Genomic DNA, 24,204 nt, shown 5'->3' on the forward strand with positions numbered 1-24,204 from the left:
CCCCTCATGGGAAGGAGAGGCCATGGATGCCCTCGCCGAGGTGAGCGCGGCCTTCCAGGCGTACGAGAAAGCCCTGGTCGACAACGATGTGGAGGTGATGCTCGGGTTCTTCGCCGAGGACGCCGTCCGCTACGGCATCGCCGATCAGCAGGTCGGGCGGGACGAGCAACGACGTTGGCGGCTCGCCCAACCGCCCCTGCCCGAGGGCCGTTTTCTCAAGAACACGATCCTCCAGCCGTACGGGAACCAGGTTGTCATCGTGAACACCCAGTTCGGATATCCCGGCCGTGACGTGCTGGGCCGGCAGTCGCAGACGTGGGTGCGGCTGCCCGAGGGGTGGCGCATCGTGGCCGCACACGTCTCGGAACCGAGCGAATAACTCCGCCCGGGCCGGGCATGCGACAGGCATGGACCCGAAGAACGCATATCCGGAAGCTCCCCTCGACGGCGGCGAGCAGAACCCGCCCGGCTCGACCGACGCCATGCCCGACCGGCCCGACCACGGCGAGGAGAGCTACCGCGGGTCGGGCCGGCTCAGCGGGCGCAAGGCGGTCATCACCGGCGGCGACTCGGGGATCGGGCGGGCGGTGGCCATCGCGTACGCACGGGAGGGCGCCGACGTGCTGATCTCTTATCTGCCCGAGGAACAGGAGGACGCCGCGGACACCGCCCAGCTGATCGAGAAGGCGGGGCAGAAGGCGGTGCTGGCGCCGGGCGACATCCGCGACGAGGCGCAGTGCAAGGCGATCGTCGACCGGGCCGTGCACGAACTGGGCGGCCTGGACATCCTGGTCAACAACGCCGCGTACCAGATGTCACAGCCGGGCGGGATCACCGAGATCAGCACCGAGCAGTTCGACCGGGTGATGAAGACGAACCTGTACGCGATGTTCTGGCTCTGCCGGGCCGCGGTGCCGCACATGAGCCAGGGCTCGGTCATCATCAACACGGCGTCGATCCAGGCCTACCAGTCGTCGGCCCATCTGCTCGACTACGCCACCACCAAGGGCGGGATCGTCGCGTTCACCAAGGCGCTGGCCGAGGACCTGGCCGAACAGGGCATCCGGGTCAACGCGGTGGCGCCCGGCCCGATCTGGACGCCGCTGATCCCGACCACGATGACGCCGGAGAAGGTGAAGAGCTTCGGCTCCGACACGCCGCTCGGGCGGCCCGGCCAGCCGGCCGAGCTCGCCGGAGCGTACGTCTACTTCGCGAGCGCCGAGTCGAGCTACACGACGGGCGAGGTTCTGGGTGTGACTGGCGGCAAGCCGGTCAGCTAGCCGCCGAACAGGCCGGTGACCCAGTTGACGGCGGTCATGACCCACTCCGTCTGCTGGAGCCAGGCGACGCCGACACCGGCCAGGAACAGGGCCGTGACCAGGTGGGAACCGCGTGCGGTGCGCCGGACGCGGCCCATCTGGCGCTCCAGCACCAGGTAGCCCACCAGGCGGGCCAGGCAGAACACGCCGACCGCGACCGCCAGCGTGACCACCAGCACGACCGTCGGCGTGCCGAACGGGCCCTCGCCGGAAAGCGCCCAGATGCCCCAGCAGACGAACGCGAACAGCACCGCGGCGCTGGTCCACTCGCTGCCCAGGCGCAGCTCGCTCCACTTCCAGCTCATGCCCCGGTGCGCCGCGGGTGACGGAGCGCCGGGCCAGCCGGTGCCGGTCGGCTCGTGCTCCGCATAAGGCTGGTGCGGGCGTGCGTTCACCTGGGCCCGGCCCTGGCTGAACGGGGCCCGCTCCTCGGCCTGCGGGGCCGCCGGCGACGCCGGGAAAGGCGTCGTCGGATGTGGCGTCGTCGGGTGTGACGCGCCCTGGTTCGGCGTGGTGGGCGCGTCGGCCCACGGGTCTTGCGGTGGCATGTCGAGCGTCCGCTCCGACCACTGCGGTTGCTCAGGCATCGACTCCCCCTCCGGTCGGCGGTGCGTCCCACCCGCCCACATCGAGAGTAGCGAGCCGACAAATCGTTCGCCCCCACGGCCGCGTTCCGTTACACAAGTGCCCATGGACGAATCCGTGCGCCTCCGCACCGCCACCGACGAGGATCGGCGCGCGATCGCCGACCTGCTCATCTATGTCTTCAACGAGCACGCGACCGATGAACTGCGCGAACTCGAAAAGTTGATCATCGAGCCGGGGCGCTCGATGGTGGCCGAGGACGACGGCCGGGTCGTCGGCACGGCGGCCGCCCAGACCCGCGAGATGACAATTCCGGGCGGCGTGTTGCCGACCGCCCATGTCACCGGGGTCGGCGTGTCACCCACCCATCGCCGCCGCGGCATCCTGACCTCGATGATGCGCGGGCAGCTGCTCGAGATCGCCGAGGCCGGGCGCGAGCCGGTGGCGGCGCTCTGGGCCAGCGAGACCGCGATCTACCCGCGCTTCGGTTACGGCCCCGCCTCGAGCCGGCTGCGCTTCGACATCCTCAGCCGCGAGGTGAAGATCACCGCCCCGGCCGCCCCGCCCGGGCGGCTGCGGCTGGTCGTGCCGGCGGCCGCGCGGGCCGAGCTGACCGCGGTGCACGACGATCTGCGGATCCACCGGGTGGGCTGGTCGAGCCGCCCCGACTACTGGTGGCAATACCTGCTGACCGAGAGCGACGGGCATCGTAACGGCGCCACCGAGTCGCGCGGCGTGCTCTACGAGACGGCCGAGGGACCGGTCGGATACGCCCTGTGGCGCGTCAAGAACGACTGGGGTGCGCACGGCCCGGCCGGTGAGGTGCGCGTGCGCGAGGTGGTCGCGGGCAACCCGGGCGTCTATGCCGAGCTGTGGCGTTTCCTGCTCTCGCTCGACCTGGCCCGCACGGCGTCGTACCACTACGGCGCCCTCGACGAGCCGCTGCAGTTCATCGTCGACGAGCCTCGCAAGCTGGGCCGCAGCTTCCAAGACGCGCTCTGGGTGCGTCTGGTCGACCTGCCCACGGCGCTCGAGGCCCGGCGTTACGCGTGCCCGGTCGACGCGGTGTTCGAGGTCACCGACCCGATCATCGAGGCCAACAACGGCCGGTGGCGGCTCACCGGGGGTCCGGACAAGGCGTCCTGCGTACGCACCCAGGACGCCCCCGACTTCGCCTGCTCGATCACCGAGCTGGGCGCGGCCTATCTGGGCGGGACCACCCTGGCCACGCTGCACACAGCGGGCCGGATCGAGAAGTTCACCGACAACCTGCCCTCGACGGCGTTCACGTGGCTGCGACAGCCCAGCTCCATCGAGGTGTTCTGAGCACGGCCGGGGTAGCGTCGGCGCATGGGTGAGCCCGAACGCCGACGCCGCCGCCTGCGTCCCCCGTCCCACCAGGCCGTGCCGGCCCCACCGCCGGTCGTCGAGGAAGACGGGGAATCGGCCGTGACCGGCGGCATCGCCGACCTGGCGGCCGAGGAACCACCGGTCGAGCGGGTGGTGCGGCCGCCCCGCACGAACGGCGGCAACGGGGGCAGCCGCCGCCCCGCGGGCGCGAACGGCGACGAGGCCGAGCGCGGGCTGCGCGGCCTCGTCGGTTCCGGGTCGTCCCAGGTGAGCGTCGGCGCCGCCCTGCGCGCGCGTGACGCGGCCCGGCCCACCGATCAGGACCTGGCCGACGCCGACGCCAACCTGACGATCGTGCGGCGGAACTGGGTTCCGCGCGAGGACCTGCCCCGCAACCGCTAGCTCTGGGGAAGCTCGGGCAAGGCGGGCCGGCCGGCCTCGTATTCGGCCAGCTGGCCGATGCGGCGGGCGTGGCGCGGGTTGCCGGAGAACGGGGTGGCCAGGAACGTCTCGACGAACGCGGTGGCCTCGTCCAGGGTGTGCTCGCGGGCGCCGATGCTGATCACGTTGGCGTCGTTGTGCTGGCGGGCCAGCTGGGCGATCTCGGTGCGCCAGACCAGGGCCGCGCGGACCCCGTCGATCTTGTTGGCGGCGATCTGCTCGCCGTTGCCCGACCCGCCGATCACGATGCCCAGCGAACCCTCGTCGGCGACCACCTTGGCCCCCGTGTGCAGGCAGAACGCCGGGTAGTCGTCCTCCGGGTCGTAAACGTGCGGTCCCACGTCCACGACGTCGTGTCCCTGCTTGATCAGGTGGTTGACGAGGTGCATCTTCAGCTCGTAACCGGCGTGGTCGGAACCCAGGTAGACGCGCATGGACTCACTCTCTCAGAAAAGGAACGGGTCAGAAGGTCAAGCCCGCGCGCAGGTAGGCGGCGACCTGATCAATGGCCACGCGCGCGTCGTCGATCACCGCCAGCTTGCGGGCGAAACCATGATTCACCCCCATGTAGCGGGTGTGCACCACGGGCACCCCGGCCGCCAGCAGAGCGTCCGCGTAGTCGGCGCCCTCGTCGCGCAGGGCGTCGTACTCGGCCGTGATGATCAGGGCCGGGGGCATCCCGGCCAGGCTCTCGGCGGCCAGCGGGGCCACGTCGGGGGTGAAGCGGGTCATCGGGTCGGGGACGTACGTCTCCCACGCCAGCTTCATCGACGCGCGGTCCAGCCCGTACGAGCCCACCTCGTCGTACGACTCCGAAGCGGTCATCGGGTCGATCGCCGGGTAGATCAGCACCTGGAGGTCGAGCGGTGTGGCCGCGTCCCGTTGCCGGCGGGCCGCGACCGTGGCCAGCTGACCGCCCGCGCTGTCGCCGCCGATGGCCAGCCGGGACGGGTCGACGCCAAGCTCGTCGGCGCCGGACTTGCGGACGAAGGCCAGGACCGCCTCGACGTCCTCCAGGGCGGCCGGGAACACGTGTTCCGGGGCGAGCCGGTATCCGACCGAGAGCACCGCGCAGCCGGACCGGTCGGCGATGCGGCGGCACACCCGGTCGACGGTCTCGATGCTGCCGTAGCACCAGCCGCCGCCGTGCACGTAGACGAACACGGGCGCGTCGACCCGCGCGGCGTAGAGCCGGGCCGGCACTCCCCCGGCGTCGACGTCGACCACGACCGGGAGCGGCAGCGCCGGGCCGGTCTCGGCCTCGTTCGCGTCCTCCATCGCCTGCCGGATGAAGTCCAGCTGCTCGTGCGGGTCGCTGAGACCGGCCGGCGGCCGGGCCCGGAGCCCGGCCGCCGCGGTGACCTGAGGGTTGAGCATCCGCTCAGTCGAGCTGGGCGAGGACGAGACCGCCACGCGCCTTGGGCGTGAACCACGTGCTCTTGCGCGGCAGCTTCTGCCGTTCCAGGTTCACCCGGACGAAATCGTCCACGGTCACCGGCGCGACCAGCACGGCCAGCTCGGACCGCTCGGCGTCGACCTCGCCCCGCAACCACTCGGCCGGGTAGTCGCCGCCGACGTAGTTGATCCGCTTGTCGCCCGGGTCGAGACCCAGCACGTCGCGCAGCAGGACCCGCTCGACCAGCGCGTGGTCGAGGTTGTCGACGTCGGGCAGGCTGGGGTTGACCGGCAGCCCGACCGTGAACGAGCGGCCCTCGGCATAGAGCTCGACCGTGCCCTTGCTCGGGATCTGCGCCGGCCGCGGCACCTCGGTGACCGTGGCACCGGCCGCGCGCAGCCGGGCCAGCAGGTCGCCGAGCGGGAGCGGCAGCTCGCTGACCAGCCGGTTGTAGGGCTGGATGGCGACCGAGGCCGGCGTGGTGACGACGGCCAGGAAGCGGGGCAGGCCGGCGGTCTGCGCGGCCAGGCTGCGATGGTTGCCGTCGGCCACGACCAGTTCGCCGCCGCCGGCCAGCCCGGTCAGCTCGGTCTGGAGCGGACCCGGGCCGACGACCCAGATGGCGTGGGTGCGGCCGGTCTGGTCGGTGTCGGTGGCGGCGGGCGGGCCGGCCTGCTCGGTCGCGGCGGCCAGGGCCACGTGCAGTTCGTCGCCCCGGGCGGTCTGCAGCAGCAGGACGGGCGACAGCAGCGTCGCCACCGCCTCGGCCAGGGCCACGCGCTCGCGGACCTTCTCGAGGAACACGTCCTCGTTGCGGATCACCAGACCGGGCTCGTCGGCGCTGGTGGAGATCTGGTCGGTGTCGACCATGCTCCAGAGCCCGTACGCCGCGGGCTCGCCGGGCGCGGTGATCCGGTAGAGCACGACCACGTCGTCGGCCGGGGTGTAGAGCCCCTCGGCCCGCATCAGTGCGAGCCGGGCCACCGCGTCGGGCAGCGACTGCGGAAAGGACTGGCCGAGAGAATCGGGAGCCAGATGCGGCATCTCGATCGCGAGAGAACTATGCGGATTGTCGGCGATGATGGACGTGATTTCGGCGTCGTCGGCGAATTCGTCGTAGTTCTGGGCGCCGGTGCCACCAGTGGTGACCCAGGCCCGGCTGATCGGGTGCACGACCGTCATGGGGTCGAAACTACCGGGCGGCCCGAACGTGCTTGCCGACGGGCATGTTGCCGCGTGACCTGGCCAGCTGACCCCGGCGCCAGCTTCCGATCGGACGTTCGAACGGGACGGCCTGAACCGTCACCGGGGGCGCGACCAGCGCCGCCAGCTCGGCCGGAAGATTGGTCCAGTCGCCGCGGTGGACCGCGAAGCTGGACGGGGCGACGGCGTCGGAGTCCGCCATTTCAGCCTCCGCGTTGGATGAGGTGTGCATCACCTCATCCAACGAGACGACGGAGGCCGGGGTTAGCGCTTTCGGCGTGACACCGAAGGTTCAGTCAAATATGGGACCGATGTCACGTGTGCGCTTGATCTCGAAGAAGCCGGGGGTTCCGGCGACCAGCATCACGCCGTCCCAGAGCCGGCCCGCGGCCTCACCCTTGGGCGCCGGGGTGACCACCGGGCCGAAGAAGGCGATCTTCTCGTCGTCGCCGCCGGGGCCCGGGGCGTGGATGACCGGGGTGCCGACGTCCATGCCGACCGGCTTCATCCCGGCGTCGTGGCTGCCCCGCAGCGCGTCGTCCCAGGCGTTGCTGCCGGCCGCGTCGGCCAGCGCCGGGTCGAGGCCCACCTCGGTCAGCGCCTCGGTGTAGAGCTGCGGGCCGAACTCGTACTTCCGCAGATGAATGCGGGTGCCGAGGGCGGTGTAGAGGTCGCGGAGCACCGGTGGACCGGCGGCCTCGGCGGCGGCGATGCAGACCCGTACGGGCCCCCACGCCTTGGCCAGGAAGCTCGTGTAGTCGTCGGGCAGGTCGCGACCCTGGTTGAGGACGGACAGGCTCATCACGTTGAACCGGATGTCGAGAGGGCGCACCTTCTCGACCTCGAGCAGCCAGCGTGAGGTGATCCAGGCCCACGGACAGGCGGGGTCGAACCACATGTCGACCGTGGCGCGTTCAGTCATGAATCAGATACTCCTCCCGGCAACTATCTCGTGCCCGGTGAGGGCCGAGTCCACTCCGGGTGAGGTGCGACACCCGGACGCCGCCTAGGCTGGCGGAGGAAAGCTTGTGCGCTCAGAGGAGAGTGACTGTGGCCGGAGTTCGAAATTTGACCCAGGTGGAGGCGGCCGAGCGGGCCCGCCTGCTGGATGTCACCGGGTACGACATCACCTTGGATCTGACCGACGGCCACGGCAATCCCGGCGACGGCACGTTCCGCTCCACCACGGTCGTGACGTTCACCTGCCGTGAGCCCGGGGCGGAGACCTTCATCGAGACCGCGGCGGCCTCGGTGCGGTCGGCGACGCTGAACGGCGAGCCGCTCGACCTGGCCGGTTTCTCGGCCGAGAAGGGCCTGACCCTGACCGGGCTGGCCGCCGAGAACGAACTGGTGGTCGACGCCGACTTCGCCTACTCGGCGAGCGGGCAGGGCCTGCAGCGCAGCCCCGACCCGGTCGACAAGGAGATCTATCTCTACAGCCAGTTCGAGACCGCGGACGCCCAGCGCGTGTACGCGTGTTTCGACCAGCCCGACCTCAAGAGCGTCTACACCTGGCACGCGACCGTCCCGAAGCACTGGAAGGTCATCTCCAACATGCCGGCCGAGCGCGACGAGGCCGCGGGCCCGGGTGCGAAGACCGTGCACTTCCAGACGTCGGCCCGGATGAGCACCTACATCACCGCGATCTGTGCCGGGCCCTACCACGAGGTACGCGACTCCCACGACGGCATCTCGCTCGGCGTCTTCTGCCGCGCGTCGATGGCGCAATACCTCGACCCCGACGACCTGTTCCTGGTCACCAAGCAGGGCTTCGACTTCTTCCACGAGCAGTTCGGCGTGCGCTACCCGCTGCCCAAGTACGACCAGCTGTGGGTGCCCGACTTCAACGCCGGCGCGATGGAGAACTTCGGCTGCGTGACGCACGCCGAGGCGCACTACATCTACCGCTCGCAGGTCACCGACTTCGAGTACGAGCAGCGCGCCAACACGATCCTGCACGAGATGGCCCACATGTGGTTCGGCGACCTCGTGACCATGCGCTGGTGGAACGACCTGTGGCTGAACGAGTCGTTCGCCGAGTGGGCCAGCCACTGGTGCAACACGCACGCCACGCGCTTCACCGACGCCTGGACGACCTTCCTTTCCGTACGCAAGAGCTGGGGTTACCGCCAGGACCAGCTGTCCTCGACGCACCCGGTCTACACGGAGATGCCCGACCTCGAGGCGGTGGAGGTCAACTTCGACGGCATCACGTACGCCAAGGGCGCCAGCGTGATCAAGCAGCTCGTCGCGTACGTGGGTCTCGACTCCTTCCTCACCGGCCTGCGCGCCTATTTCGGCAAGCACGCCTGGGGCAACGCCACCTTCGACGACCTGCTCACCGAGCTCGAGACGGCGTCCGGCCGCGAGCTGCGCAAGTTCGCCGCCCAGTGGCTCGAGACGGCGCAGGTCAACACGCTGCGCCCGGTCGTCGAGATCGGCCCCGACGGCACGTACGCGAGCGTGGTCGTGCAGCAGGAGGCCCCGGCCGACTATCCGACGCTGCGCACCCACCGCATCGGCGTCGGCCTCTACGACCTCGAGGGCGACCGTCTGGTGCGGCGCGACCTGCTCGAGATCGACGTCACCGGCGAGCGCACCGAGATCCCCGCGCTGGCCGGCGTCAAGGCGGCCGACGTGCTGCTGCTCAACGACGACGACCTCTCGTACGCGAAACTGCGGCTGGACGAGCGTTCGATGGCCACCGTGGTGCGCCACATCGACGGCCTCGACTCGTCGCTGTCCCGCGCGCTGTGCTGGAACGCCGCCTGGGACATGCTGCGCGACGCCGAGCTGGCCGCCCGCGACTACGTGACGCTGGTCTGCTCGGGTCTGCCGGCCGAGACCGACATCAACCTCACCACCTGGACCGCCCGGCAGGCGGCCACCGCCGTCGCCCAGTACGCCGACCCGGCCTGGCAGGACACCGGCTGGGCCCGGCTGGCCGAGCTGGCCCGCACCTCGCTGGCCTCGGCCGAACCGGGCAGCGGCTGGCAGCTCACCTGGGCCCGCTCGTTCATCGGCGCCGCCCGCACCCCCGACGAGCAGGCCGTGCTGCGCGGCTGGCTGGCCGGCGAGGGTGTGCCCGAGGGTCTCGTGGTCGACACCGAGCTGCGCTGGTCGCTGCTGCAGTCGCTGGCGTCATTGGGCGCGACGACCGACGACGAGATCGAGAACGAGCTCAACTCGGACCGCACCGCGAGCGGCGAGCGGGAGGCGGCGATCGCCCGCGCGCTGATCCCCACGGCCGAGAACAAGGCCCGCGTGTGGGCCGACCTGACCGGCGAGAAGGACGTGCCCAACTGGCTCAACCGGTCGCTGCTCAGCGGCTTCCAGAGCGCCAAGCAGGCCGAGCTGACCGCGCCCTACGCCGAGAAGTACTTCGACGTAGTCGCCGACGTGTGGGAGCGCTCGGACAGCGAGCCCGCGCAGGAGTTCGTGATGATGGGCTACCCGGTCTATCAGATCAGCGAGAAGACGGTGGCGCTGACCGACGCGTGGCTGGCTCGTGAGGGCCAGCCGGCCTCACTGCGCCGGCTGGTCGCCGAGGGCCGCGACGGCGTGCTCCGCGCGATCAAGGCCCGCGCCAAGGACAAGAGCGCCGGCTAGATCCACGCCGCCGGGGTGACCCGGACGGGATAGGGGGCGTCGAGCTTGACCGGCTCGGCGCCCTCGATGCTCTGCCGGGACCGGTAGCGGGCGGCCCCCAGCTCGTACGTGCGCAGCAGCGGGGTGCCCCGGCCGGGCTCGACGCGCCAGTACCAGGGGATGCCGGCCTCGGCGTACAGGGACGGCTTGAGAAGACGGTCGAAGCGGCGCGTGGCCGTCGTCTCGACCTCGACCACGAGGGCCACGTCGGCCGGGTCGCACCAGATCGCCCCGGACGAGCGCGGGCGCAGCACGGTGACGTCGGGCACGAGGTTGCTGTCGCCGATCTCGACGCCGAGCCGGTCGCAGACCCACCAGCCCTCGGGCGCGGCCGCGCGCAGCTGCTCGACCACCGCGCGGACGATCGTCTCGTGCGACTCGGGCTCGGGCGGGGCGACGTGCAGGCTGCCGTCGACGATCTCGTAACGGTGGCCGTCCTGCGGGAAGAGATGAAGGTCGGGCTCGGTCCACTGCCCCTCGGGCGCCGTCCACCGGATCGGGGCGTAAGAAGCCGGACTCGTCATCACCAACCGGACCACCTCCATCACCGAGGGGTACGAGCCTATCCACACACAGTTGTTACCGCCGGGTTTCGGCGCGGACACGAGTTCCGGCGCGCTCCGCGCAGACGACAAAAGCCCTCGTCCCACCGGTGGCGGGCGAGGGCTTTGTCCTTGATCTGACTATGCGCGACCGGCGTGCGAGGCCAGCTGGTCGATACCGGCGACCACACCACCGGCCAGGTCGCCGCCCGCGAAAGCGGCCGCCATCGACAGGCCGGCCAGCTTCGCGTCACGGTCGGAGATGCGCTTGCGGGCCTCGTTGCCCGTGATGATCTCGAGCTTGCGCTGGTTGGGCGAGACCGCGATCAGGACGGCCAGCTCGGCGTGCTCGATCTGGCCGTGCAGCTTCTCGGCGAAGTTGCGGGCCGGCGTCTCGAACTCGCCGATGTAGACGCTGAACGTCAGCCCGGTCTCGGTGTTCGCGATGCGCAGCGCGTGGTCGAGCCGCAGCAGCTGACGCGTCGTGAACGGGCCGTCGGCGGCGTGGTTGTGGGCCACGATCGTGTCGCCGCCCGGATGGTCGAGCTCGGTCAGGGGCTGCTCATGCCCACCCTGCTGGGCCAGGTCACCAGCTGTCACTTGCGCCTCCTGTGGAACCGGGCTTGACGCGGGCGCCGCTGCTGTCCTCCAGCACCGGGCCGCCGGTCAGTGCCGGCTGGGCGGGCCCGCCGCCGACGACCTGCTCCGGCGCCGCCAGGAACCAGATCGGCTTGAAGTCGTAAGGACGGCCGGGACGGTATCGGCGATCCGGCTGCTTCTCGTCACGGGTGCCCGCCATCGACAGCGCGGCGATGAGCCCGATGACGGCGGCCGGAATGACCACGTAAACCAGAACGGTGATTGATATCGACAACCTCAACGCCCCCAGGCGTCTGTAATCCCAGTTGATCCGAACAACAGTCACGGTAGCGGAGCGCTCGGCGTCCCGGAGCGTCGGGTCTCGAACCGGGGTATCAAGGAATGCCTTCAGTCCGGTTCAGGGGTGGCGGCCGGGGTGGTTGGATGGGCTCACGCCGTCGGGATCTTCGCGGAATGGGCCCGGGAATGCGAAAATCACCCTCACGCGCCGTTCGTGCCCACGCGCCCGCGAACGGCAGGAGGGGGAACCGATGCGCCTGCCCGTCCCCGCCGCCCCGGCGGCGCTCGCTTTAGGGTTATCCGTCCTGTTCGCCCCGATCCTCGTAGCCCAGCCCGCCGCGGCCGCCCGCGCGGCCATCTTCCTCGAACTCAGCCCGAGCACGGTCCCGGCCGGCGACGACGTCGGGCTGCGGGCCTCCTGTGACGACAATCTCAAGGCGGCGACGGTCGCCTCCGGGCTCTTCGGCACGGTCACGGTGGCCCCGCGGTTCGGTTTCCTCACCGCGACCGCCGAGGTGCCGGGCAGCACCCGCCCCGGCGACTACCGGGTCGACCTCAGGTGCCCCGACGGCAAGACCGCGTCGGCCACCCTGCACGTGGTGGCCAAGGTGCAACCCGCCCGCGGCCCGGCCACCGGGGCCGGCGGCACCGCCCCCGGGCGCAACGCTCCCCTGCTGATCGGCAGCGGCCTCGCCATCGTGGCGGCGGCCATCGGACTGGGCGCGGTCTCGCTGCGCCGCCGGCGGCTCGGCTGAGGCCCGGATGGCCCGCCGACCGACACCCCCCGTGACCGGGTCCCGCATGCCCGAGTCGGTGCTGCGCAAGCGGCCGGCGCAGATCGTCGCTCCACCCCCCGGCGTCATCACCGGGCCCCTTCCCCCGCCGCAGGCCCCGCAAGGACGCCACCCCTTTCGCACCGTGGACCCCGGCCCGCGGCCCAAGACCCCGCCCCGGCCGATGCGCGGCCGCAAGCCGTGGCCGATCGGGTTCATCGCGCTCGCCCTGCTCTTCCTCGGGCTGTTCGTGGTGGCCATGGGGATCGGGGCGGCCACCACCATCGACCTCGGCGGCCTGTTCAACGGTCCCGAGAAGAACCAGCCGCCGCCGCGCGCGTTCCCGGTGCTGGAGCCGAGCCGGCCCGAGCGGCTGAGCATCCCGGCCATCAACGTGCAGGCGCCGATCCTCGAGGTGGGTCTGGCCTCCGACGGTTCGGTCGGCGTTCCGCCCCTGAAGCGGCACAACGAGGCCGGCTGGTTCGACGGCGGGCCCACGCCGGGTCAGTTCGGGCCGGCTCTGATCGTGGGGCACGCGGACACGCGTACGGGACCCTCGGTCTTCAAACAGCTCCCGAAGCTCAAACCCGGGCAGCGCATCGAGGTGACCCGGGCCGACAACTCGGTGGCGGTGTTCGAAGTGAACTCCGTCGAGCACTTCGACAAGGGCAAGCTGCCGGTGCAGCGCGTCTACAGCGACTACACGCGGCCGTCGCTGCGGCTCATGACCTGCGGCGGGCGCTGGGTCGGAGGCAGCACCGGCTATTCCGACAACATCATCGTCTTCGCCTCGCTGGTCTCGACCAGGCGAGCATAAAAATTACGCCGCCTCGGCTGTGACAGCCGGGGCGGCGGGTAGGTCGAGCCAGTCAGCCCAACGGGGGTCGGGCGTGCGGTGTCCGAGCACGCGCCAGGCCACCCCCCGGGGCGCCGCCGGTATCTGGTGGAGCCGCCACCCGAGCTCGGCCGGGGTCTTGTCGCCCTTGCTGTGGTTGCACTTGGCGCAGGCCGCCACCACGTTGTCCCAGGCGTGCAGGCCGCCTCGGCTGCGGGGGAACACGTGGTCGATGGTCTCGGCCGAACCACGGCAGTAGGCGCAGCGGCCGCCGTCACGGGCGAAGATCGCACGGCGGGAAAGACCCACATGCGTCCGGTACGGGACCTTCACGTACCGCGTGAGGCGGACCACCGAAGGGACGGGGAGGTTGGTGTGCACGCTGTGCAGAATGCCGTCACCGTCGGAGACACACTCGGCCTTGGCCGTCAGGACGAGGATGGTCGCTCGACGCACCGATACGACGCACAGCGGCTCGTAGGTGGCGTTCAGAACCAACGCGGATGAGCCCACTGTGGGTCGTATGTCAGGCATCGCGATCACCCTCCGGTGTAGGTGCTTGTCACCGCTCCTGATGAAGTCCGTAGTCAGATAACGAGACGTCGACGACGATGCCTCGTGCGCCAATAGTCCCTGATGAATCACCAAATTGCGAGCACAATCCGTGGCCGGACGGTAAACGTCTGAGGTCACAGCGCTGTGCGGTGGCTGAGAGCCGGCCCAGGTTCGCCCGGTACGGTGGCTCCCCGTGTTACCCCTAGCCCCGAATCCCGGACCGTCCGACTCGCCCGACATCTACGTCACTCCCGACGTCACGGCGAACTGCAAGGTCGACGCGCTCTGCCAGCAGGTTTTCGACTGGACGAACAACCAGTGGCTGGCCAACAGCAGCTACGTGATCATCGTGAAGCCGCTGCGGATCATCGGCATCATCCTGGTCGCGCTGCTCATCCGCTGGCTGATCCACCGGGCCATCGACCGCCTCACCCACAGCACCAGCCGGGCCTCGATGCCCGCCCTCCTCAAACCGCTGAAGGAGCGGGTGTCGGCGAACGCCGAGGAGGGCCAGTTCATCCCGGAGCGCCGGCGGCAGCGGGCCGAGGCGATCGGGTCGGTGCTGCGCAGCTTCGTCAGCGCGGTCGTCTTCACGATGGCGTTCCTGCTGGTCTTCGGCGAGCTCGGCTTCAACCTGGGCCCGCTGCTGGCCAGCGCCGGCATCGTCGGTGTGGCGCTCGGCTTCGGCGCCCAGAGCCTGGTCAAGGATCTGATCGCGGGCCTGTTCATGCTGCTGGAGGACCAGTACGGCGTCGGGGACACGGTGGACGTGGGCGAGGCGACCGGCGTGGTCGAGACGGTCGGCCTGCGCATCACCCAGATCCGCGACGGCCGCGGCGTGCTCTGGTACATCCGCAACGGCGAGATCGTGCGGGTCGGCAACAAGAGCCAGGGCTGGGCCATGGTGGTGATCGACATCCCGATCGGCTTCGTCAGCTCGGAGGAGGCGATCGCGGTGCTGCGGAACGCCGCCGAGGCGGTGGCGAGCCAGTCCGAGCACCAGACCGACTTCCTCGAGCCGCCCGACGTGGTGGGCGTCGAGCAGCTGACCGTCGACGGCGCGGTGATCCGGACGATCGCGAAGACGACGGCCGACGGTCAGATCCCGGTGCAGCGCGACCTTCGCCGCGCCCTGACCGAGTCGCTGGAGACCTCCGGGCTCTCCGAGCGCATCGCCGCCTCTCGATTGCTGCCCCGCGGCGCGGTGCCGCCCATGTACTTCCAGAATTCCGGAATCGATCAGACCCGGGGTGGAACGGCCTGAGCAGGCGTTAGTCCTTCCGGGGGATGTCCGGCCTCGACCGAATGGCCGACTATCCGCCCGTACGCCCTAGCATCGGCTCGGACGATCGGGCAGAATCCGCTTGAGCATTTGCACATGCGGCATCACGTTCCCGTCGGGCCGACACCCCGCGCGGGCGTGCCCGGTGACCGCCGCGACCCGGCGGAACGCCGACATCGATGGAGGACCTGGTGTCCGAGGACCCGGATGCGCGTAAGGCGGGCGACGCCGACGCGACTACGGAGCGCGAGAAGGCGGTTACTTTTCGCGACCTGTTTGCCATCCGTGAATACCGGGCCCTCTACATCTCCCTGGTCACCAACTGGGTCGGCGACTATCTCGCCCGGGCCGCCATCACCATCCTCGTCTATGAGCAGAGCCAGTCCGTCCTGCTCTCGGCGGCGGCGTTCGCGGTCAGCTACCTTCCCTGGATCATCGGCGGGACCCTGCTCTCCGCCCTGGCCGAGCGGTACCCGTACCGCCGGGTTCTGATCACGGCCGACGTGTACCGCATGGTCCTCATCGCGCTGCTGCTGATCCCGCACACGCCGATACCGGTCATGTTGCTGATCGTCTTCCTGGCCAGCCTCGGCACGCCGCCCACCCAGGCCGCCCGGTCGGCGCTCCAGCCGCTCGTGGTGGGCCGGGACAAGCTGCCGATCGCCATCGCCACCAACACGACAAGCGTGCAGGCCGCCCAGGTCTTCGGCTATCTCGCCGGGGCGGCCCTGGCCAGCGCCATCAACCCGCAGGTGGCGCTCGTCATCGACCTGGTCACGTTCGCCGTCTCGGCCGCGCTGATCGTCACCATGGTGCAGCCCCGGCCGCCGGCGCACACCCGGGCCCACCGCACCCATCTGCTGCACGAGTCGGCCGAGGGATTCCGGCTGGTGTTCGGCGCCCCCACGCTGCGCGCCATCGCGATCATGGTGTTCGTCCTCACGATGTTCGCGATCGTGCCCGAGGGCCTGGCCGCCGCCTGGGCCGCCGAGAGCAACGGCGACGCGGCCGCCCGCGGTCTCAACCAGGGCCTGATCATGGCGGCCGGGCCGATCGGGTTCGTGATCGGCGGCCTGCTGATCAACCGGCTCGCCGGGCCCGCCCTGCGCGACCGCCTGGTGCGCCCGCTCGCCGTGCTGTCGGCGCTCGCCCTGGTGCCGGCGGTCACCGCGCCCCCGCCGCCGATCGTCGCCGTCCTGGTGGCGATCTCGGGCATCGCCCAGGGCGGCGTCATGCCCACCCTCAACGGCAAGTTCGTGCTGATCCTGCCGCACGGCTACCGCGCCCGGGCCTACGGCGTGATGCAGACCGGCCTGCAGCTCAGCCAGTTCGCCGCGGTGATGGTCACCGGCCTGCTGGCCGACCACTACTGGCTGCCGCTGGTGGTCGGGCTCTGGAGCGTGGGCGGCACGGTCGCGCTGGGGCTGCTGGCCTACCGGTGGCCCCGCCCGGCCACGTTCACGGCCGCCACCGAGGCGGCCGCGCTGGGGCAGCCGCCGACCCCGGCCCCGCCGCCCCGGCCCACCGTGGCGACGACCAGCGTCACACCCGAGCGGCCCTGACCGCGGCGGTCGGCCGGGCGCGCGGCTGGCAGGATGGACAGGTGACCGCACCCGCTAGTTTCTTCGACGCCGTGGGCGGCGAGCCGACCTTCCGGCGCCTCGTCGACAAGTTCTACGAGGGCGTCGCCGAAGACCCGCTGCTCCGGCCGATGTATCCCGAGGAAGACCTCGGCCCGGCGGCCGACCGGCTGACGCTGTTCCTCATGCAGTACTGGGGTGGCCCGAACACATACTCGGCCTCCCGCGGGCACCCCCGGCTGCGCATGCGGCACGCGCCGTTCCAGGTCGACGTGGCCGCGCGTGATGCCTGGCTCAAGCACATGCGAGACGCGGTCGACTCCCTTTCACTGCCTCAGCCGCTGCACGACGAGCTGTGGACATACCTGGAAAGGGCCGCGTACTTCATGGTCAACAAGATGGAGGAGCCCTCCTGACGTTCCCCCACGTGCGTCTTGGTCGTTGATCGGGTGACAAACCCGCTGATCACCTGAGAATTCGGGTATTACGACCAGGAGCTCCGCCATGCGCCGCCGCCTGCTCGCCGCCGCTACCGTCGTTGCCGCCGCTGTGGCGTGCGCGCACCCCGCCGCGGCCGACATGGCCCACTCCACCGTGGTGTCGACCAACCCCGTGGACTACACACCCCACGTTCTCGACGGAACGGTGTGGTCGATGGCTGTGGTCGGCGACACCGTGGTCGTCGGCGGTGCCTTCACCAAGGTCACCGACAGCACCCGCCGGTCGACCTTCGCGCGCAAGAACCTCTTCGCGTTCGACCTGCACGACGGCGCCATCCGCACGTTCGCCCCGCAGGTCGACGGCGCGGTCTACTCGCTCGCGGCCGGCCCCGACGGCACGGTCTACGCCGGGGGCGCCTTCAAGACCGTCAACGGCGCCACCCAGCGCGGCGTCACCAAGCTCACGCTCGGCGGTCAGCGCGTCAGCGCCTTCGCCGCCAAAATCGGCTGGGGCGACGTCCGGGCGCTGCAGGCGCGCGGTTCCCGCCTGTACGCGGCCGGGACGTTCCAGGCGATCAACGGGGTGAACCGGGCCGGCCTGGCCCGCCTGAGCGCAACAACGGGGGCCGTCGACACCCGCTTCGACACCAAGCTGACCGCGCCCGGGCTGAGCCGCACCCGGGTCGAGCACTTCGACATCTCCCCCGACGGCCGCAAGCTGGTCGCGGTCGGGGCGTTGCTGCGCGCCAGCGGGTACGACCGCACGCAGATCGCCATGTTCGACGTGTCCGGGCCCACGGCCCAGCTGAGCAGCTGGTACACCGACGCGTACAAGCCGCAGTGCATGAAGGGGTTCGACACCTACCTGCGCCAGGTGAAGTTCTCGCCCGACGGCTCCTACTTCGTGGTCGCGGCGACCGGGCGGGCGTCCTCGCCGGACCGGCTCTGCGACTCGGCGGCGCGCTTCGAGGCGGGCGGCAGCGGCCGGCACAACCCGACCTGGGTGCAGCGCACCGGGGGTGACTCGCTCTATGCGGTGGCAGTGACCGGCTCGGCCGTGTACCTCGGTGGGCACCAGCGTTACTTCGACAACCCGTACGGCACCGACGCGAAGGGGCCGGGGCCGGGCGCGGTGTCGAGACCGGGCATCGGGGCGGTCAGTTCGTCGACCGGGCGGGCCCTGTCGTGGAACCCGACCCGCAAGCGTGGTGTCGGGGTCCGGGTTTTTGTGGCCGTCCCCCAAGGTCTGCTGGTCGGTTCCGACACCGACGAGCTGGGCAAGGAGTTCCACGGCCGCGTCGGCATGTTCCCCATGAGCTAGCTCATTGCCGATGCAGAACGGCCCCCGACACCTCGGTTTGGGGGCCGTTTGGTTTGGGGCGCTTCCGAAACGCAACTGTCTTTCTGGGCTCCGCTTCGCTCCGCCGGCAATTGCCTTGTAACCGGTGAGTTGGCAGGCGATTTCCCGCCACCCGCAAACCCCGCGGGCGTCGGCAAATCGCTTGCCAACTCACCGGCGGCAATTGCGGGTGTTATCCGACGCGCTCTCTCCGTCCGGCGCCCGGTAGGGCGGCTCGGAAGGGCCGAAGGGCCGGAGGGCCGGGCTTTAGAGGAGGGCGCCTTCGTCGTGCAGCCAGTCGACGAAACTGGTGGCGACCGCGGCGCCGCAGTCCAGGAGCTCTGCCAGGAGGGCGTCGTGGCAGCCGGCGGCCAGGGGGACCTGCAGTTCGGCGTAGATGGGGAGCTGGCCTCGCTCTGTGGGGTCGCCTACGTAGGCCTTGCAGAAGCGGCGCGTGTGGTTCCACTCGTTGACCACGCGGTAGGCGCGGTCGGCCCAGTCGGGCGGGACCGTGGCGTGGGGGCGGGCGCGCATGACCAGGATCTCGTCGTCGGGGCCCTCGAGGGTGAACAGCACCGCGTGCCGTTCCCACATGGCCAGCAGGCTCCCGCCGCCGTCGGCCAGGAAACGGATGTCGAGCAGATCGAGCGCCTTGCCGATGCGCGTGAGCGTCACCGGAGCGACAACCTCGGGCTCCTCGGTCGCGGCGGACTCGACCGGAACCGGCAGCCGGCTCGGCTCACGTTGCGCCGGGACTCCGACACGTACCGTGCTGCTCCGCACCGTCGAATCCTCGTCGGTCTCCGGCGCGTTGCCCGCGGCCGAACCCGGACGCCATGACCACCACGGCATCTTTGTGCACCTCACTCCCCAGCGAACCCACCGCCGGACGTAGCGAGTGGATCCGAATGGCGACGGTACCCGTACCGGTCGCGGAGGTCATCCCCCCAACCGGAGGGCGGGACCGGTCGTACGACCGGGCATCACCCTTTCGGGTGACTACCTATAGGCATAACGGTCAATTTCTTGACCGACTGTAGCCACGCCACTCCATATGGTGCAGAAAGTCCCACCCAGGTTCCGGCCACACGAATTCGGGTGTCCGGTCCTTCAGTCTCCACCGGACCGAGGAATCCCATGCGCGAGATCGCCTGAACGAGTCGCTGCGAAACCTCGACCGAACGCCCTCCGGCCGGGGTCGCCACCAGCGCCACGTGGTCGAGCAGGGCGTCGCGGACGGCGCGCTGGCCCACCGAGCGCCCGGCGAGCCCGCCCGACGAAACCTCACGCAGCGTGCCCGCCGCGGCGTCGGCCAGGCGGCTCAGTTCGGCCCCCGAGACACTTTCGACGGTCTCCCCGCCGGGCGGCGGCAACGGCCAGCGCCATTGGGCGTCGCGCCGGACCGGCAGTTCGTCGCCGCCCCGGGCCAGCACCGCCAGCAGCTCGCCGGCCGAGACCGTGGCGTCCTCGGGCCCGTGCCCGGCCACCTCGCGGGTGACGAGCACCTCCCACGGCAGACGACCCCAGAGCGCCACTCGCCCGCCGACGGTCCTCAGGCGTACGGGAGCAGTGGGGTCGAGCCGTGTCAGCCGGGCCAGGAACGCGCCCGCATCGGGCACCCCGACCAGGCCGTGGGAACTCATGACCGACCGCGCGGCGTCATGGGGTCACCTCGAGGTAGGGCCGCAGGAAGTCACGCTCGGCCTCGCTGAGCCGGCGCGGATGCCCGTTGGCCAGGTTGTAGGGCACGCAGACAGATCGGGCCCGGCTGGCCAGCACGTCGTTGTCGAACATCTCGTACGCGACGGTGAAGCTCGCCGCGCGCTGCTCCGAGACCCACATCTCCACGCGTACGGGATCTCCGTAGTCGATCGGACGCAGGTAGTCGATCTCGTGGCGGGCGATGACGATGCCCTCCTCGAACGACCCCAGCCCGTGCTCACGCGCGCCGATGAAGAACATGGCAACACGCGCCTCCTCGTACAGGGTGAGGAAACGCGCGTTGTTGACGTGCCCGTACGCGTCCATGTCGGACCACCGTACGGGCACGTTGTGGATGAAACGCTCAGTCACGTGTGAGCTTGCGGTAGGTCACGCGGTGCGGGCGGGCAGCCTCGGCGCCGAGCCGGTCGATCTTGTTCTTCTCGTACGCCTCGAAGTTGCCCTCGAACCAGAACCACTTGTCGGGGTCCTCGTCGGTGCCCTCCCACGCGAGCATGTGGGTGGCGACCCGGTCGAGGAACATCCGGTCGTGGGAGATGACCACGGCGCAGCCCGGGAACTCGAGCAGCGCGTTCTCCAGGCTGCCCAGGGTCTCGACGTCGAGGTCGTTAGTCGGCTCGTCGAGCAGGATCACGTTGCCGCCGATCTTCAGCGTCAGCGCGAGGTTGAGGCGGTTGCGCTCACCACCGGAGAGCACCTTGACCGGCTTCTGCTGGTCGGGGCCCTTGAAGCCGAACGCCGCCACGTACGCCCGGGACGGCATCTCGACCTTGCCGACCATCAGGTGGTCGAGACCGTCGGAGACGACCTCCCACACCGTCTGGTCACCCATCAGGCCCTCACGGCTCTGGTCCACGTACGACAGCTGGACCGTCTCACCGACCCGCACGGTGCCCTCGTCCGGCTTCTCCAGCCCGACGATGGTCTTGAACAGCGTGGTCTTGCCGACGCCGTTGGGGCCGATGATGCCGACGATGCCGTTGCGGGGCAACGAGAACGACAGGTGGTCGATGAGCGTGCGGCCGTCGAAGCCCTTGGTCAGATCCTTGGTCTCGATCACCGTGTTGCCCAGGCGCGGGCCCGGCGGGATCTGGATCTCTTCGAAGTCGAGCTTGCGGGTCTTCTCGGCCTCGCTGGCCATCTCCTCGTAACGGTCGAGGCGGGCCTTGCTCTTGGTCTGCCGGGCCTTCGCGTTGGACCGCACCCACTCCAGCTCCTCGGTGAGGCGCCGCTTGAGCTTGGCGTCCTTGCGACCCTCGACGGCCAGACGCTGGGCCTTCTTGTCCAGATAGGTCGAGTAGTTGCCCTCGTACGGGTATGTCCGCCCGCGGTCCAGCTCGAGGATCCAGTTGGCCACGTTGTCGAGGAAGTACCGGTCGTGGGTGATGGCGATGACGGTGCCCGCGTACTTGGCGAGGTGCTGCTCCAGCCAGTGCACGCTCTCGGCGTCCAGGTGGTTGGTGGGCTCGTCGAGCAGCAGCAGGTCGGGCGCCTCGAGCAGCAGCTTGCAGAGCGCGACCCGGCGGCGCTCACCACCGGAGAGCTGGGTGACGTCGGCGTCCGGCGGCGGGCAGCGCAGCGCGTCCATCGCCAGTTCGAGCTGGGAGTCGAGGTCCCAGGCGTTGACGTTGTCGAGCTCCTCCTGGAGCTTGCCCATCTCTTCCATGAGCTCGTCGGTGTAGTCGGTCGCCATCTCTTCGGCGATCTTGTTGAACCGGTCGAGCTTCGCCTTGGTCTCGGCGACGGCCTCCTCGATGTTGCCGAGGACGGTCTTCTCCTCGTTCAGAGGGGGCTCCTGCGCGAGCATGCCGACGGTGTAGCCGGGCATGAGCCGGGCCTCGCCGTTGCTCAGCGTCTCGACGCCGGCCATGACCTTGAGCAGTGTCGACTTGCCGGCGCCGTTGGGACCGACAACGCCGATCTTGGCGCCCGGCAGGAAGTTCAGCGTCACGTTGTCGAGCACGACCTTGTCGCCGTGCGCTTTGCGCGCCTTTTCCAGGACGTAGATGAACTGGGCCACGGTGCGCCCTACCTCCGTGATCGATGATTTCGTGCCGGATGAACCGCAGAATGCAGACCCAATCTTTCCAGGTCGCCTGCCGGCCGCTTTCAACAACCCCGGCCCGGGCGCCGAGATTCCCGTCAGGAGATCTGCTTGGCCTCGTTGGTCTGCGTCTTCTTGCCGGGGTCGGCGAAGTCGAGGACGAACTGGGTCGGCGAGATCAGGAAGCGGTTCCCCCTCTGATCAACGGCCTGGTACATGTCGTCCGTGAGGTGCTGGACCCCGGTCAGGAACAGGGCGTTGTCACCCTCGATGATCTTGTCGCCCTCTTTGCCGGTGAAGGCCTGGTAGTAGAACAGGCCTTTGCGGTCCTCGCAGATCCAGTAGGTGCTGCCGTTGTCGGCCCGGATCTTGAGCACCTGCCAGAGCTCGGAGGTGCCACCGGTTCGTTTCGAGGTCCACCGGGTCTCGTCGGGACACCAGTCGCCGGGTGGGGTGAAGGCCGGCACCGGCGACTGCACGGACGCCTCGCTGGGCGCCGTCCCGCCGCCGGAGGATCGATCGTCGTTGCGCTGCCGCTCGCCCAGCACATACCCACCGGTCATCGCGATGATCGTCAGGAAAACCGTGGCAATGACCACAGGAAAGAAGATCGGCCGCCGTGGCGGGGAAAGATCAGCGGACGGTGTCACCGGCCCAGGATGGCACCCGGCTGCCACCGAGTCCATCGGCGGCGGCGGAGACTGGGCACGCCCCGTGGTGCTACGCACAGTAGGCTCACAGAGGGAACAGAAACGACCCGGAGGTGCACTCAGCGTGGCCGAACGAAGTTCCTTCGTCGTTGTCGCCAACCGTCTGCCCGTCGATGAGGTAACCACACCGGAGGGCGAGCGCCAGTGGCGCACGAGCCCGGGTGGCCTGGTCACAGCGCTTCACCCGGTGCTCACCGAGCACGGGGGCACCTGGATCGGGTGGGCCGGGGGCAACGGCGAGGCGCCGGATCCGTTCGAGCTCGAGGGCATCCGGATCCACCCGGTGCCGCTGAGCGCCGAGGAGCTCGAGCGCTACTACGAGGGCCAGTCCAACGCGACGATCTGGCCGCTCTACCACGACGCGGTCGAGACCCCGGTCTACAAGCGCCGCTGGCGTGAGACCTACCGCCTGGTCAACCAGCGCTTCGCCGAGGCCGCGGCCGAGGTGGCCGACGACGGCGCGACCGTCTGGGTGCAGGACTACCAGCTCCAGCTGGTGCCGGCCATGCTGCGCGAGCTGCGCCCCGACCTCAAGATCGGGTTCTTCCTGCACATCCCGTTCCCGCCCATCGAGCTGTTCATGCAGATGCCGTTCCGGGCCGAGGTGCTGCGCGGACTGCTCGGCGCCGACCTCGTGGGCTTCCAGCAGAGGCTGGCCGCCCAGAACTTCGTACGGCTGGCCCGGCATCTTCTCGGCCTGCGCTATGAGGGCCAGTCGATCCAGGTGGACGGGCGCAAGGTCAAGGCGGGCGCGTTCCCGATCAGCATCGACACCAAGGAGATGGAGCGCCTCGCGGCCGACCCCAAGGTGCAGGCCCGGGCCAAGGAGATCCGGGCCGAGCTGGGCGACCCCAAGACGATCATCCTGGGCGTCGACCGGCTCGACTACACCAAGGGCATCGAGCTGCGCCTCAAGGCGTTCCGCGAACTGCTGGCCGACGGCAAGCTCAAGGTCGGCGACGCGGTGATGGTGCAGGTGGCGACCCCGAGCCGGGAACGCGTCGAGCACTACCAGACGCTGCGGGTGAAGGTGGAGCGCGAGGTCGGGCGGATCAACGGCGAGTTCGGCCGGGTCGGCGTGCCGGCTGTGCACTACCTCCACCAGTCGTACAGCAAGCAGGAACTGGCGGCGATGTACGTGGCGGCCGACGTCATGATGGTGACGCCGCTGCGCGACGGCATGAACCTGGTGGCCAAGGAATATGTGGCCTGCCGGGCCGACACGGGCGGGGCGCTGGTGCTCAGCGAGTTCGCGGGGGCGGCGACCGAACTGCGCCAGTCGTTCCTGTGCAACCCGCACGACCCCGACGGCGTGAAGGATGCGCTGCTGCGGGCCGTGGCGGCCGAGCCGGCTGAGCTGAAGCGGCGGATGCGCGTGATGCAGCGTCACCTGCGTACGCATGATGTGGCTTCGTGGGCCCACACGTTCCTCGACGCGCTCAAGGAGGCCGCCGAGGGCCGCGACCCCGAGCCGCAGCCGACGATCGAGGGTCAGTCCGCTTGATCGGTCAGCCCGCGGTGATCGGCCAGCCTGCCTGATCGGTCAGCCCGCGGTGATCGG

The 24,204-nt window shown here is 70.0% G+C and carries 27 protein-coding genes; 12 read left to right on the top strand and 15 right to left on the bottom strand.

Going from position 1 to position 24,204, the window contains the following annotated elements; translation table 11 throughout:
- Positions 1-22: 22 nt before the first annotated feature.
- Positions 23-379 carry an AtzH-like domain-containing protein gene (locus JIG36_RS49355; RefSeq protein WP_203383883.1) on the top strand — a complete coding sequence of 119 codons (357 nt, stop codon included), beginning with the start codon at positions 23-25 and terminating at the stop codon, positions 377-379.
- A gap of 28 nt (positions 380-407) precedes the next feature.
- A complete protein-coding gene (locus JIG36_RS49360; protein WP_203383884.1) occupies positions 408-1,280 on the top strand; it encodes an SDR family oxidoreductase in 873 nt (290 codons plus the stop codon).
- Here JIG36_RS49360 and JIG36_RS49365 read toward each other — a convergent pair.
- Complete coding sequence (locus JIG36_RS49365) at positions 1,277-1,906, bottom strand: DNA-directed RNA polymerase II (protein WP_203383885.1); 630 nt, start codon at positions 1,904-1,906, stop codon at positions 1,277-1,279. The genes JIG36_RS49360 and JIG36_RS49365 overlap by 4 nt on opposite strands.
- Positions 1,907-2,009: 103 nt before the next feature.
- On the opposite strand from JIG36_RS49365, the gene JIG36_RS49370 reads away from it, so the two are divergent.
- Together JIG36_RS49370 and JIG36_RS49375 are read left to right on the top strand one after the other, a co-directional pair.
- Positions 2,010-3,230, top strand: coding sequence for a GNAT family N-acetyltransferase (locus tag JIG36_RS49370; RefSeq protein ID WP_203383886.1), 1,221 nt, complete (start codon positions 2,010-2,012; stop codon positions 3,228-3,230).
- A gap of 24 nt (positions 3,231-3,254) precedes the next feature.
- Complete coding sequence (locus tag JIG36_RS49375) at positions 3,255-3,656, top strand: hypothetical protein (protein WP_203383887.1); 402 nt, start codon at positions 3,255-3,257, stop codon at positions 3,654-3,656.
- Here JIG36_RS49375 and JIG36_RS49380 read toward each other — a convergent pair.
- From JIG36_RS49380 to JIG36_RS49400, 5 genes are all read right to left on the bottom strand, one after another.
- The gene (locus JIG36_RS49380) at positions 3,653-4,129 is read right to left on the bottom strand and encodes a ribose-5-phosphate isomerase (protein ID WP_203383888.1); all 477 of its coding nucleotides are present in this window, start codon (positions 4,127-4,129) and stop codon (positions 3,653-3,655) included. The genes JIG36_RS49375 and JIG36_RS49380 overlap by 4 nt on opposite strands.
- A 28-nt stretch (positions 4,130-4,157) precedes the next feature.
- The gene (locus JIG36_RS49385) at positions 4,158-5,072 is read right to left on the bottom strand and encodes an alpha/beta hydrolase (protein WP_203383889.1); all 915 of its coding nucleotides are present in this window, start codon (positions 5,070-5,072) and stop codon (positions 4,158-4,160) included.
- A 4-nt stretch (positions 5,073-5,076) separates the two neighbouring features.
- The gene (locus JIG36_RS49390; RefSeq protein ID WP_203383890.1) at positions 5,077-6,273 is read right to left on the bottom strand and encodes a DUF1015 family protein; all 1,197 of its coding nucleotides are present in this window, start codon (positions 6,271-6,273) and stop codon (positions 5,077-5,079) included.
- Positions 6,274-6,283: 10 nt separating this feature from the next.
- Positions 6,284-6,496 (bottom strand): hypothetical protein, encoded by a 213-nt coding sequence (locus JIG36_RS49395; RefSeq protein ID WP_203383891.1) that lies wholly within the window; start codon positions 6,494-6,496, stop codon positions 6,284-6,286.
- A gap of 90 nt (positions 6,497-6,586) precedes the next feature.
- Positions 6,587-7,216 carry a DsbA family protein gene (locus tag JIG36_RS49400; protein WP_203383892.1) on the bottom strand — a complete coding sequence of 210 codons (630 nt, stop codon included), beginning with the start codon at positions 7,214-7,216 and terminating at the stop codon, positions 6,587-6,589.
- 128 nt (positions 7,217-7,344) lie between these two features.
- Between JIG36_RS49400 and pepN the strand changes: the two genes are divergently transcribed.
- Positions 7,345-9,903, top strand: coding sequence for an aminopeptidase N (gene pepN / locus JIG36_RS49405; protein WP_203383893.1), 2,559 nt, complete (start codon positions 7,345-7,347; stop codon positions 9,901-9,903).
- Here the strand turns inward: pepN and JIG36_RS49410 are convergent.
- The 3 genes from JIG36_RS49410 to ctaJ all read right to left on the bottom strand — a co-directional run bounded on the left by JIG36_RS49410 (position 9,900) and on the right by ctaJ (position 11,409).
- Positions 9,900-10,466: a Uma2 family endonuclease gene (locus JIG36_RS49410; RefSeq protein WP_236050036.1), complete on the bottom strand. Its 567-nt coding sequence runs from the start codon at positions 10,464-10,466 to the stop codon at positions 9,900-9,902. The two genes, pepN and JIG36_RS49410, sit on opposite strands and share 4 nt — an antisense overlap.
- Positions 10,467-10,625: 159 nt before the next feature.
- On the bottom strand, positions 10,626-11,006 hold the full coding sequence (locus JIG36_RS49415; RefSeq protein WP_307873239.1) for a DUF5130 family protein: 381 nt from the start codon (positions 11,004-11,006) through the stop codon (positions 10,626-10,628).
- A 64-nt stretch (positions 11,007-11,070) separates the two neighbouring features.
- On the bottom strand, positions 11,071-11,409 hold the full coding sequence (gene ctaJ, locus JIG36_RS49420) for an aa3-type cytochrome oxidase subunit CtaJ (RefSeq protein ID WP_307873236.1): 339 nt from the start codon (positions 11,407-11,409) through the stop codon (positions 11,071-11,073).
- Positions 11,410-11,614: 205 nt separating this feature from the next.
- Here ctaJ and JIG36_RS49425 point away from each other — a divergent pair, with 205 nt between their 5' ends.
- A complete protein-coding gene (locus tag JIG36_RS49425) occupies positions 11,615-12,118 on the top strand; it encodes a hypothetical protein (RefSeq protein WP_203383895.1) in 504 nt (167 codons plus the stop codon).
- Positions 12,119-12,149: 31 nt separating this feature from the next.
- On the top strand, positions 12,150-12,953 hold the full coding sequence (locus JIG36_RS49430) for a class F sortase (protein ID WP_307873237.1): 804 nt from the start codon (positions 12,150-12,152) through the stop codon (positions 12,951-12,953).
- A 3-nt stretch (positions 12,954-12,956) separates the two neighbouring features.
- Here the strand turns inward: JIG36_RS49430 and JIG36_RS49435 are convergent, their stop codons facing one another.
- Entirely contained in the window at positions 12,957-13,505 is a 549-nt protein-coding gene (locus tag JIG36_RS49435; RefSeq protein ID WP_203383897.1) for an HNH endonuclease, read from the bottom strand.
- A 214-nt stretch (positions 13,506-13,719) separates the two neighbouring features.
- On the opposite strand from JIG36_RS49435, the gene JIG36_RS49440 reads away from it, so the two are divergent.
- The 4 genes from JIG36_RS49440 to JIG36_RS49455 all read left to right on the top strand — a co-directional run bounded on the left by JIG36_RS49440 (position 13,720) and on the right by JIG36_RS49455 (position 18,149).
- Positions 13,720-14,790 carry a mechanosensitive ion channel family protein gene (locus tag JIG36_RS49440; protein WP_438870817.1) on the top strand — a complete coding sequence of 357 codons (1,071 nt, stop codon included), beginning with the start codon at positions 13,720-13,722 and terminating at the stop codon, positions 14,788-14,790.
- Positions 14,791-14,999: 209 nt separating this feature from the next.
- Positions 15,000-16,370 carry an MFS transporter gene (locus JIG36_RS49445; RefSeq protein WP_203383898.1) on the top strand — a complete coding sequence of 457 codons (1,371 nt, stop codon included), beginning with the start codon at positions 15,000-15,002 and terminating at the stop codon, positions 16,368-16,370.
- On the top strand, positions 16,367-16,804 hold the full coding sequence (locus JIG36_RS49450; RefSeq protein WP_236050041.1) for a globin: 438 nt from the start codon (positions 16,367-16,369) through the stop codon (positions 16,802-16,804). The genes JIG36_RS49445 and JIG36_RS49450 overlap by 4 nt, the downstream gene beginning before the upstream one ends.
- Before the next feature lie 88 nt (positions 16,805-16,892).
- Positions 16,893-18,149 (top strand): PKD domain containing protein, encoded by a 1,257-nt coding sequence (locus tag JIG36_RS49455; protein WP_203383900.1) that lies wholly within the window; start codon positions 16,893-16,895, stop codon positions 18,147-18,149.
- Positions 18,150-18,434: 285 nt separating this feature from the next.
- Here the strand turns inward: JIG36_RS49455 and JIG36_RS49460 are convergent, their stop codons facing one another.
- The 5 genes from JIG36_RS49460 to JIG36_RS49480 all read right to left on the bottom strand — a co-directional run bounded on the left by JIG36_RS49460 (position 18,435) and on the right by JIG36_RS49480 (position 22,532).
- Positions 18,435-19,019 carry a type III secretion system chaperone family protein gene (locus JIG36_RS49460; protein WP_203383901.1) on the bottom strand — a complete coding sequence of 195 codons (585 nt, stop codon included), beginning with the start codon at positions 19,017-19,019 and terminating at the stop codon, positions 18,435-18,437.
- 131 nt (positions 19,020-19,150) lie between these two features.
- Positions 19,151-19,810: a DUF8185 domain-containing protein gene (locus JIG36_RS49465; RefSeq protein WP_203383902.1), complete on the bottom strand. Its 660-nt coding sequence runs from the start codon at positions 19,808-19,810 to the stop codon at positions 19,151-19,153.
- 16 nt (positions 19,811-19,826) lie between these two features.
- Entirely contained in the window at positions 19,827-20,240 is a 414-nt protein-coding gene (locus JIG36_RS49470; protein ID WP_203383903.1) for an acyl-CoA thioesterase, read from the bottom strand.
- Positions 20,233-21,909, bottom strand: a complete 1,677-nt coding sequence (ettA, locus tag JIG36_RS49475) for an energy-dependent translational throttle protein EttA (RefSeq protein ID WP_184953255.1) — start codon at positions 21,907-21,909, stop codon at positions 20,233-20,235. The genes JIG36_RS49470 and ettA overlap by 8 nt, the downstream gene beginning before the upstream one ends.
- A 122-nt stretch (positions 21,910-22,031) precedes the next feature.
- Positions 22,032-22,532, bottom strand: coding sequence for a hypothetical protein (locus JIG36_RS49480; RefSeq protein WP_203383904.1), 501 nt, complete (start codon positions 22,530-22,532; stop codon positions 22,032-22,034).
- 175 nt (positions 22,533-22,707) lie between these two features.
- Between JIG36_RS49480 and JIG36_RS49485 the strand changes: the two genes are divergently transcribed.
- Entirely contained in the window at positions 22,708-24,147 is a 1,440-nt protein-coding gene (locus JIG36_RS49485; RefSeq protein ID WP_307873238.1) for an alpha,alpha-trehalose-phosphate synthase (UDP-forming), read from the top strand.
- The last annotated feature ends 57 nt before the right edge of the window (positions 24,148-24,204 follow it).

The sequence above is a fragment of the Paractinoplanes ovalisporus genome (genome assembly GCF_016834655.1).
Taxonomy (GTDB): domain Bacteria; phylum Actinomycetota; class Actinomycetes; order Mycobacteriales; family Micromonosporaceae; genus Actinoplanes; species Actinoplanes ovalisporus.

Excerpts from the sequence above, each read along its gene's own strand:
- JIG36_RS49410 (WP_236050036.1), bottom strand. The coding sequence starts at position 10,466 with ATGACGAGTCCGGCTTCTTACGCCCCGATCCGGTGGACGGCGCCCGAG.
- JIG36_RS49385 (WP_203383889.1), bottom strand. The coding sequence starts at position 5,072 with ATGCTCAACCCTCAGGTCACCGCGGCGGCCGGGCTCCGGGCCCGGCCG.
- JIG36_RS49375 (WP_203383887.1), top strand. The coding sequence starts at position 3,255 with ATGGGTGAGCCCGAACGCCGACGCCGCCGCCTGCGTCCCCCGTCCCAC.
- JIG36_RS49360 (WP_203383884.1), top strand. The coding sequence starts at position 408 with ATGGACCCGAAGAACGCATATCCGGAAGCTCCCCTCGACGGCGGCGAG.
- JIG36_RS49465 (WP_203383902.1), bottom strand. The coding sequence starts at position 19,810 with ATGAGTTCCCACGGCCTGGTCGGGGTGCCCGATGCGGGCGCGTTCCTG.
- JIG36_RS49455 (WP_203383900.1), top strand. The coding sequence starts at position 16,893 with ATGCGCCGCCGCCTGCTCGCCGCCGCTACCGTCGTTGCCGCCGCTGTG.
- JIG36_RS49370 (WP_203383886.1), top strand. The coding sequence starts at position 2,010 with ATGGACGAATCCGTGCGCCTCCGCACCGCCACCGACGAGGATCGGCGC.
- JIG36_RS49395 (WP_203383891.1), bottom strand. The coding sequence starts at position 6,496 with ATGGCGGACTCCGACGCCGTCGCCCCGTCCAGCTTCGCGGTCCACCGC.
- JIG36_RS49380 (WP_203383888.1), bottom strand. The coding sequence starts at position 4,129 with ATGCGCGTCTACCTGGGTTCCGACCACGCCGGTTACGAGCTGAAGATG.
- JIG36_RS49390 (WP_203383890.1), bottom strand. The coding sequence starts at position 6,273 with ATGACGGTCGTGCACCCGATCAGCCGGGCCTGGGTCACCACTGGTGGC.
- JIG36_RS49435 (WP_203383897.1), bottom strand. The coding sequence starts at position 13,505 with ATGCCTGACATACGACCCACAGTGGGCTCATCCGCGTTGGTTCTGAAC.
- JIG36_RS49460 (WP_203383901.1), bottom strand. The coding sequence starts at position 19,019 with ATGCCGTGGTGGTCATGGCGTCCGGGTTCGGCCGCGGGCAACGCGCCG.
- JIG36_RS49355 (WP_203383883.1), top strand. The coding sequence starts at position 23 with ATGGATGCCCTCGCCGAGGTGAGCGCGGCCTTCCAGGCGTACGAGAAA.
- JIG36_RS49365 (WP_203383885.1), bottom strand. The coding sequence starts at position 1,906 with ATGCCTGAGCAACCGCAGTGGTCGGAGCGGACGCTCGACATGCCACCG.
- JIG36_RS49425 (WP_203383895.1), top strand. The coding sequence starts at position 11,615 with ATGCGCCTGCCCGTCCCCGCCGCCCCGGCGGCGCTCGCTTTAGGGTTA.
- JIG36_RS49400 (WP_203383892.1), bottom strand. The coding sequence starts at position 7,216 with ATGACTGAACGCGCCACGGTCGACATGTGGTTCGACCCCGCCTGTCCG.